The following is an 8,659-nucleotide window of genomic DNA, read 5'->3' as shown; positions in this document are numbered from 1 at the left end:
GGTGAAGTGAAGCGAATAATATTCAATATGCCTCCGCGCTCGATGAAGTCTATGTGCGTGAGTGTTGCATGGCCCGCATGGATACTTGGTAATCAGCCAACCGCAAGAATAATAGTTGCAAGCTATTCTCAGCGGCTTAGCGAAAAGCATTCGCTTGACACCAGGTGCGTGATGCAGTCTAGTTGGTATAGAGTGCTATTTCCAGAGGTAGAACTATGCAAAGACCAGAACACTAAATATAAATTTCAAACAGTGCAGAGAGGATGTAGGATTGCAACATCTGTTGGTGGAACACTAACTGGTGAAGGTGGAGATTTTATCGTCGTGGATGATCCACTGAGTTCCTCTCAAGCTTTGAGCGAGACGTTTAGAAAACGTGCCACAAACTGGTTCGATCAGACTCTAATAACCAGGCTCAATGATAGGAAAAAAGGAGTTATCGTTGTTGTAATGCACAGACTACATCAAGAGGATTTGACTGCGCATCTTCTCTCCAAACCAAGAAATATATGGCATCATATTTGTTTGCCAATGATCTCTGAAAATAAGGAAATTATCTATTCAATCAAAAGATCAATTCTCCCTTCTCCTGTTCCTATTATTCAAGTAACTACAAATGAGTGCAAAAGCTCAACAGGCGCTACATCTTCAAGGATTTTATACTTAAAAAAGGAAGGTCAGCTGCTATATCCCCTAGATGGAGGAGAAATTGAAATGATAAAGGCTGAACTTGGGAGTTACGCTTTTGCTGCTCAATATCAACAAAATCCTCTGCCACTTTCAAGTGGTATAATTAAGCAAGAATGGTTGAAATGCTATAGAAATTTTCCTGACAATCTCTTACATATAACTCAGAGCTGGGATACTGCAGTTTCAAAAAACGATTCTAGCGGCTTTAGTGTCTGCACCACCTGGACAAAGGTGAATAATAAGTTTTATTTACTCGATGTATACCGTGCGAAGCTTGAGTATCCAAAACTTAAAGAACAAGTTCTATCACTAGCTGCAAGGTGGAAGCCACACGCAATTTTAATCGAAGCAAAAACAAGCGGTCAACAATTGATTCAAGAGCTAAAAACAATACCTGTTATTGAGATAGTGCCGCATAACAGTAAAATCGCTCGATTCCACCAGATTGTTCCGATAATAGAATCCGGCAAGGTTTTTCTGCCGCATCAAGCAATATGGCTCAGCGATTTTGAGTATGAAATTTTAATGTTCCCAGAAACCCGCCACGACGATCAAGTAGACAGCACTGTGCAATACCTTCAGTGGATGAGAGATAGTAGCTTCAGGGTTGCAGCTATACGAACATTGTGATTCAAGAGGCAATAATTTGCTACCCACAATTTCGATTATAAGCTCATTTAAAATAAATATTACTTTTCTAGTATAATATGTGATAGTTAGATATTTTACTCTAGTTTAAAGGTAAAGTTATGGCAAAAGGATATGAAACACTGAAAAAAGTATTGAATGTAATTAACGATAAGCAAGATTTTAATAAAGATAACATAATTGAGAAAATACAAGAAGAACTAGAGAGGCAGGATCAAGATTTACATAAAGAGTGGATTGATGAGAAATTCGATATAAATCATGAATTTACCTCAGATCATCCTAAATATTTAAAGTTTACGTTATCAAGGATAGCTGCTGAGGCAGGCTATGCAAATGTGTTGGATGCTCTAATATCATCAGGATCAAACATTAGCGATAAGAGTGGAAAAGGTTGGACTCCTGTATTAAATTTAGCAGCTAAACATGGCCATATAGGAACAGTAGAAGCTCTATTAAAGATCGAAGGAATTAAAATTGATGAAAGGAATGAACATGGGTTTACCCCATTACACAATGCTGTTCATAAAGATCACAAAGAGATAGTAGAGGTTTTACTCCAAGCAGGAGCAAATGTTGATGCGCAACATTTGTATGGAACTCCTTTACATTATGCTGTTTCTTATTGTCACAAAGAGACAGTAGATGTTTTACTCGAAAAAGGAGCAAATATTAATGCAGTAAATACACATGGAATGACCCCTTTAGATTATGCCAAGGGTCAAAACGTAGAAGTTCTATTAAAGGCAGGAGGACGTTCTTTTGTGAAAGCATTTAATAAAGGGATTGCTACCGCTGTAAAAACTGCATTATTAGGCACTGCTATAGCAGCGGTACTTTTTGCAACTGAAACAATTGCAATACCTATAGCTATAGCAGTGGTTGCAGTTATAGCAGTAGCACTAGCAGTTGGTGGTGCTACATATATGATGTTAAAGCCCAGTACTAAAGTTGATGGAGTAGCAGTCTTAATGGATGGTCGTCAAGAAGCTGCTAGCGCTGGTAGGTTTGCCTAGCGCGTATTCGACCTACCAGTGTCAAACACTGATCATAGGGAATGACATTAAAGGGACACTGGAATAACGTAGGAGAGAGCGCTGACAACTTTCGTTTAGGCAAGATTATACCTTGAAAAAATTAAGCTTTAGTGCTATTAAATAGTTGTAAATTTTGTCTCTTTGGTAGCTTTATGAATGTTGAAAGTAAGAAAATACATGATACTAAAATAAAATTACCAATATTTCTCGATTATCAATCTACTACTAAAGTAGATCCTCGTGTTTTGGAGGTGATGATACCTTATTTTGGTGAGTTTAGTAATGCACACTCTCGTAGTCATTCATTTGGTTGGACAGCTGAGGAAGCAGTAGAAAAAGCAAGGAAGCACATTGCTGATTTAGTGAATGCAGACAGCAAAGAAATCGTCTTTACCTCGGGTGCAACTGAATCAAATAACATGGCTATCAAAGGTGTTGCTCATTTTTATAAGAATAAGGGAAATCATATAATAACTGTCTGCACGGAGCATAAGTGCGTTTTAGATTCTTGTCGACATCTGGAAAATGAAGGCTTTAAAGTTACATATTTGTCCGTTAAGCAAAACGGAATTATAGATTTGTTGAAACTTGAGAAGGCAATCACTGATAAAACAATTCTGATTTCAGTGATGATGGCAAATAATGAAATCGGAGTAATGCAACCTGTCAAAGAAATTGGTGCAATGTGTAGAAAGCATAATATATTTTTTCATACAGACGCTGCCCAAAGCTTTGGAAAAGTTCCAATAGACGTAAATGAAATGAACATTGATCTTATGAGCCTTTCTAGCCATAAAATTTATGGACCTATGGGAATAGGTGCATTATATGTCCGTAGAAAAAATCCTCGTGTTAGATTGACGCCACTAATTAGTGGTGGTGGACAGGAGAGAGGCATGCGCTCTGGAACAGTTCCCACTCCCCTTGCAGTTGGTTTTGGTGAAGCGGCACGTATTGCTAAAGAAGAAATGGGAGCAGAAGCAAGCAAATTAGAAGAACTGAGAGATATTTTGTACAACAAAATAAAAGAAGCATTTCCTGATGTTGTTTTAAATGGTGACTATGAAAATAGGATTCCTGGTAACCTCAACTTAAGTTTTCCTTATGTTGAGGGTGAGTCTCTTATCATGGCAATCAAGGATTTAGCAGTAAGCTCTGGTTCTGCATGCACATCTGCATCCCTTGAGCCTTCTTATGTCATAAGATCACTAAACAATGGCCACGATCTTGAGCATTCATCAATTAGATTTGGCCTTGGCCGATTTACAACTAAAGATGAAGTTCTATACGCAGCAGATCTTGTTACTAAAAATGTTGGACGGCTAAGAGAGATGAGCCCACTTTTGGAAATGGTACAAGAGGGAATAGATTTAAGCACCGTAAAATGGGATTCTCATTGAAGAATAAGACGTTAGCCATTAGCAGAGTGATGGTTGTCTAAGCTCTTTCTATGGGTGAAATCGGAAACTTAGCTTTAAGTCCTTTGTAGATGTCACGGAACTAAGTAGCAATCCTATACATATTAAGCTCGCAGCAGTTGTGCTTCCGCCATAGGATAGAAATGGAAGTGGGTCACCTATTATAGGTAATAGGCCTATTGTCATTCCAATGTTTATAAAGAAATGAGCACCAAAAAAGGCGAAAACCCCGATAGATATTAACTTAGAAAAGTAATTTTTTGACCTGTAAGCAATGGAGAATATTATAGCAAGCAATGTGGTATAGAGTAAAATCAAAGTCATGCTGCCTAAAAAACCCCATTCCTCACTCAGTACCGCAAAAGCAAAATCTGTGCGTTTCTCTGGCAAAAATCCAAGTTGAGTTTGACTTCCATTAATAAATCCCTTACCAAACAAACCTCCTGAACCAATAGCTATTTGAGATTGCTGTGCATTATAACCTATTCCAAGTGGATCTACTGATGAATCCAAAAATGATAATATCCTTTGCTTGTGATAAGGGCGCAAAAAAGGCCAAATAGCTGGTATTGCGAAAATGCCAAGAGTTCCAAAAATTATCAAATGAGGTCTCTCCATTATTGCTGTGAATATGATTGATGCTCCTATAAACAATATTATGACAGCTGTTCCTAAATTAGGTTGCTTCAATACAAGGAATACAGGTAAGAAAATAATTATAAGTGGCTTAAATAAGCTTTGAAATTTCATCATTTTATACACACTTTGTTTATTAAAATAACAAGCAAGTGCAAGTATTAAGCTCACTTTTACAAATTCTGATGGTTGTAAACTAATTGACCCAATTCTTATCCATCTCGTTGCACCCATTATATGCGAGCCAAAAAAATTTACTGCTAACAGCGCAATTACTGCTACTATGTAAAAAAAATAAGCGTGCTTCAAATAAAAATCTAGCTCTATAAATGACATAGCTATAGCAAGCAAAAAGAAGAAAGAGAATATGACCAATTGGTGAATTGCAAATGGAGCCCACTTTCCTCCAGCAGAAGAATATTGCACAACAATGCCAACGCAAAACAGAGCTATTACGTTAATGACTAATAATAAGTGAATCTTCTTCAGCTTATCCACAGCAAAAACTTTACAGACTTTGAGATACAATAAAACATAAGAAAATCAAAAAGCAAATTTATTAATTACCAACCGAATTGGACTACTATATATCCCAGTTATTACCGTTAAAATTGCCATAAATAATAGACAAAAGAGCATAAGCAATGGTACCTCATTAAGTGTCATTCCAGCGTTTGATGCTGTACTGTTTTCAAAATATATTTTCTCAACCATTTTCCAAATGTATACTAATGCAAAAAAAGAGCTAACAGCAAAAACCATCAGAGAGACCCATGCATGAGATTCAAGAATTGCTTGCATCATATACCACTTACTTACAAAGCCATTTGTCAAAGGTACACCAATTAATGCCAAACTAAATAGAGTAAATGCGAGTGTTGTATAGGGCATTGACTTTTTTAGTCCTGATAAATTTTCTATTTTTGTCATATCAAATTTATAAGAAATACACCCTGCAACCATGAATAAAGACGTTTTTATCATACTATGATTTACTATGTGAAGAACTGCTGAAAACAAACCTGATTTTGAATTTAAACCCAGCATTAAAAGTATATAGCCAATCTGACTGATACTGGAGTGAGCAAACAGTCTTTTTATATCTTTTTCGATTATTGCAGATATTGATCCAAATACAATAGCGCAAAGTGCGAGGATAATTATCACATTATGCAGTGGTAAGAAAAAATTTTGCTGAAAAACAGTGTAAAAGATTCTGATAAAAACATATATCATCACTTTGGTTACTGTACCTGAAAAGAATACGCTAACGAAGCTAGGTGCTTCACTATATGCGTTAACCAGCCATCTGCTGAGTGGAAATAGTGCCATTTTGATTGAGAGACCAACAAAAATGAATAATGTACCAAGTCTTATGATGTTATTATCGTATAATGGTACTATTCTTTCAGCCATGTCAGACATATTGAGTGTTCCTGTCATAGAGTACAAAAGCCCAATGCCAAACAAGTAAAATGTTGCTCCCACAGTACCGCTAATTAGATATTCAAATGCTGCAACTAAAGCTTTCTTATCCCTTCCCATTGAAACTAAAACATAAGAAGAAAGAGATGAAATTTCTAAAAAGACATAAAGGTTGAATATGTCATTTGTGACTAAAATCCCTAGTAATCCACTTAAGCACAGTAAAAATAGAGAGTAAAAACCAGTGATTTTATTTTTGCTAATCTCTTTTTCATTAATATGAAAGCTATAAAGTACACTAATCAGCGCTATAAAATTCACCAAAGTTAGAATCAAGGAGTTCAATATGTCGATTCTCAATTCTATTCCGTATGGAGGAGCCCAATCTCCAAGATAATAAGTTATAATTTCACCATTGTATGTTTTCACTAGCAACATTAATGAAATAAAGAAAGTAGCTGCCGTTGTAAAAAAAGAGATAAACCAGGACACCTTATGTTTCCTGGTAAGAAAGCAGAACATCGATGCAATTATTGGTATAATAACTTGTAGAATTGGTAATTGCATTAAACTGTTGTTAATACATCGTTAAAGTATTAGTATATATAATACTTTTTGTTTTAATACCTTTATGTTATCTAAAATTTATAATGCAGTAACAAACTTATTAAGGAGAAAAGGTAAACTTATAGGTAGGGATGAAAACGGAAATTCTTACTATGAGTCAAGTAAAGGGAAAAGATGGGTAATATATGGTAATGTTTCTGACCCCACAATAATTCCTCCAGAATGTCATATATGGCTGCATTATACTAATAATGAAATATCAGTTAATAATAACAAAAGAAAAACTCCTAATTTAACGGTTACAAAAGATGCATACTACCCAAAGCAAAAGGTGAAAAACTACTATGAAAGCTGGAATCCTAATAATTAAAGATGCGAAGGTCAAATATACTTGAAATAATTGCTGGATCATTTATATTAATTTTCACTATTTTTCTTGTCTTTTTCGCTATTAATAAGCTATCTTACATAAAGAAAAACTATAAGGATTGCTATAAAATACATGGCCTTTTTACTGATGCTAACGGTGTAGGGGTTGGTGATAGTGTCAAGATCTCTGGTGTAGAAATCGGAAGCGTAACTGGTGTATCGCTTGACAAAGCTACCTACATAGCACGAATCGATATGTGCATAAGCAGACAAATAAAGTTGCCAATTGATAGCTCAGCTCTAATCACTAGCAGCGGGGTTGTTGGTAGTAAGTTTGTTAATATATCACCTGGTGCAGATCCTAAATTAATTTCACACGGTGGTAAAATAGCGCATACTCAAGCTGAAGCAAATATGGGTGGAATAGTGGATAAAATTATTGGCATGTTTACAAAGTGAGAATAAGAACACATAAGCCAACTTGGCCTATGTACAATTAAGGGATTTTTCTATCAATAGCTTGAAGTTGTTCAGCGTTTGAATTATCAAGATTTCTGCTAGGTTTTACATTCCTAATAATCTCAACAAATGCTTGTACTTTCAGTATAGGAGTGTTTTTTCTTACGTACTTAGGGAAGTGTTAAATAAACCGTGTCAAACCGAGAAGTAAAAATAAAATAGAAACAAAAAATGGAGGTTTGACAATCAGTCAAGCAAACAGAACTACCGGTTTGGTAGACTATAAAGAATTAGAAACAAATATCTTATCGTCTATACGAGAAGGAAGACCATTGACGGAAAGAGATGGTGCATTAACACCGTTTGTAAAAAGGCTACTGGAAGCGATTCTGGAAGGTGAAATAAAAAATCACTTGTCGGCTAAAAGCGAAGAAAATAATCGAAGAAATTCAAAGACTTTACGGACAAGTATTCGAGCTGCTAACACCAAGAGATAGAGAAGGAAGTTTTGGGCCACAAATAGTCAAAAAAAGACAAACAAGCCTGCATTCTGAACTTGAAACAAAGATCTTGAGCATGTTTGCCAGCGGTATGGTATATAGAGATATAGAGTCGCATGTAGAAGAGATATAAAATATCTGTAGCGGAGATATAAAGTATTACTGATAAATTATTGCCTGTAATAAATGAGTGGCGTAGTCGTCCACTGCAATCAGTGTATCCAATAGTGTTTATGGTTTTTTAAGGTCAAAGAAGACGGGCATTGCGTAAGTAAATATATGTAGAATATATTAGCAGAATGAAAGGAAAGAAGTTTTAGGCTTTTATATAACAGAAAGTAAGGGAGCTAACTTTTGGCTAGGGATGTTAAATGACTTAAAAGAGAAAGGAGTAGAAGATATCCTGATTGTATGTGTAGATGGGCTAAAAAGCTTTCCTAAAGCAATAAACAGCGTCTTTCCTAATACAGAAATACAACTATGTATTGTACATCAGATAAGAAATTCACTGAAATATGCATCGAGCAAAGATGTGAAAATTTTCATGAACGATTTGAAAAAAAATATACCGTGCTGCAAGTAGAGAAATTGCCGAAAATTAGGGAATGTTCAAAAAAGTGTGTCAAACCGAAAAAAAGTAATAAATTGATATAAAAAAATGGAGGTTTGACAATGAGTCAAGTAAACAGAACTAACGGATTGGTAGATTATAAAGAGTTGGAAACAAATATCCTGTCGTCTATACGAGAAGGAAGACCGTTGACAGGAAAGGAGGGAGCATTAACACCATTTATAAAAAAGCTGCTGGAGGCGAGTCTAGAAGGTGAAATAGAAAACCATTTATTAGCTGAAAGTGAAGAAAATAATCGCAGAAATGGGAGGAATGGAAAGACTTTACGTACAAGTATTT

General features: G+C 35.6%; 7 protein-coding genes and 2 pseudogenes. 7 read left to right on the top strand and 2 right to left on the bottom strand.

Going from position 1 to position 8,659, the window contains the following annotated elements:
- The 3 genes from terL to BBB02_RS02745 form a co-directional block, all read left to right on the top strand.
- Positions 1-1,320: phage terminase large subunit (terL, locus tag BBB02_RS02755; RefSeq protein WP_127464295.1), on the top strand; the 1,320-nt coding region annotated here is incomplete at its 5' end.
- A gap of 119 nt (positions 1,321-1,439) precedes the next feature.
- Positions 1,440-2,354 (top strand): ankyrin repeat domain-containing protein, encoded by a 915-nt coding sequence (locus tag BBB02_RS02750; RefSeq protein WP_127463907.1) that lies wholly within the window; start codon positions 1,440-1,442, stop codon positions 2,352-2,354.
- 173 nt (positions 2,355-2,527) lie between these two features.
- A complete protein-coding gene (locus BBB02_RS02745; protein WP_006014118.1) occupies positions 2,528-3,775 on the top strand; it encodes an IscS subfamily cysteine desulfurase in 1,248 nt (415 codons plus the stop codon).
- A gap of 48 nt (positions 3,776-3,823) precedes the next feature.
- Here BBB02_RS02745 and rodA read toward each other — a convergent pair whose 3' ends face one another.
- Together rodA and BBB02_RS02735 are read right to left on the bottom strand one after the other, a co-directional pair.
- Entirely contained in the window at positions 3,824-4,927 is a 1,104-nt protein-coding gene (gene rodA, locus BBB02_RS02740) for a rod shape-determining protein RodA (protein ID WP_127463906.1), read from the bottom strand.
- A gap of 45 nt (positions 4,928-4,972) precedes the next feature.
- Positions 4,973-6,421, bottom strand: a complete 1,449-nt coding sequence (locus BBB02_RS02735) for a proton-conducting transporter transmembrane domain-containing protein (protein WP_127463905.1) — start codon at positions 6,419-6,421, stop codon at positions 4,973-4,975.
- 64 nt (positions 6,422-6,485) lie between these two features.
- On the opposite strand from BBB02_RS02735, the gene BBB02_RS02730 reads away from it, so the two are divergent.
- The 4 genes and pseudogenes from BBB02_RS02730 to BBB02_RS06110 form a co-directional block, all read left to right on the top strand.
- Positions 6,486-6,791, top strand: a complete 306-nt coding sequence (locus BBB02_RS02730) for an NADH-ubiquinone oxidoreductase subunit NDUFA12 family protein (RefSeq protein ID WP_127463904.1) — start codon at positions 6,486-6,488, stop codon at positions 6,789-6,791.
- A gap of 2 nt (positions 6,792-6,793) precedes the next feature.
- The gene (gene mlaD / locus BBB02_RS02725; protein ID WP_127463903.1) at positions 6,794-7,249 is read left to right on the top strand and encodes an outer membrane lipid asymmetry maintenance protein MlaD; all 456 of its coding nucleotides are present in this window, start codon (positions 6,794-6,796) and stop codon (positions 7,247-7,249) included.
- Between the two features lie 245 nt (positions 7,250-7,494).
- Positions 7,495-8,348, top strand: a pseudogene (locus BBB02_RS02720) (IS256 family transposase); the annotation flags it as partial.
- A 73-nt stretch (positions 8,349-8,421) separates the two neighbouring features.
- Positions 8,422-8,659: pseudogene (locus BBB02_RS06110) on the top strand (IS256 family transposase); the annotation flags it as partial.

This window comes from Wolbachia endosymbiont of Bemisia tabaci (assembly GCF_003999585.1).
Classification (GTDB): domain Bacteria; phylum Pseudomonadota; class Alphaproteobacteria; order Rickettsiales; family Anaplasmataceae; genus Wolbachia.
Note: the sequence above shows the minus strand (reverse complement) of the source record. Positions and strands in the feature narration are given on the sequence as shown.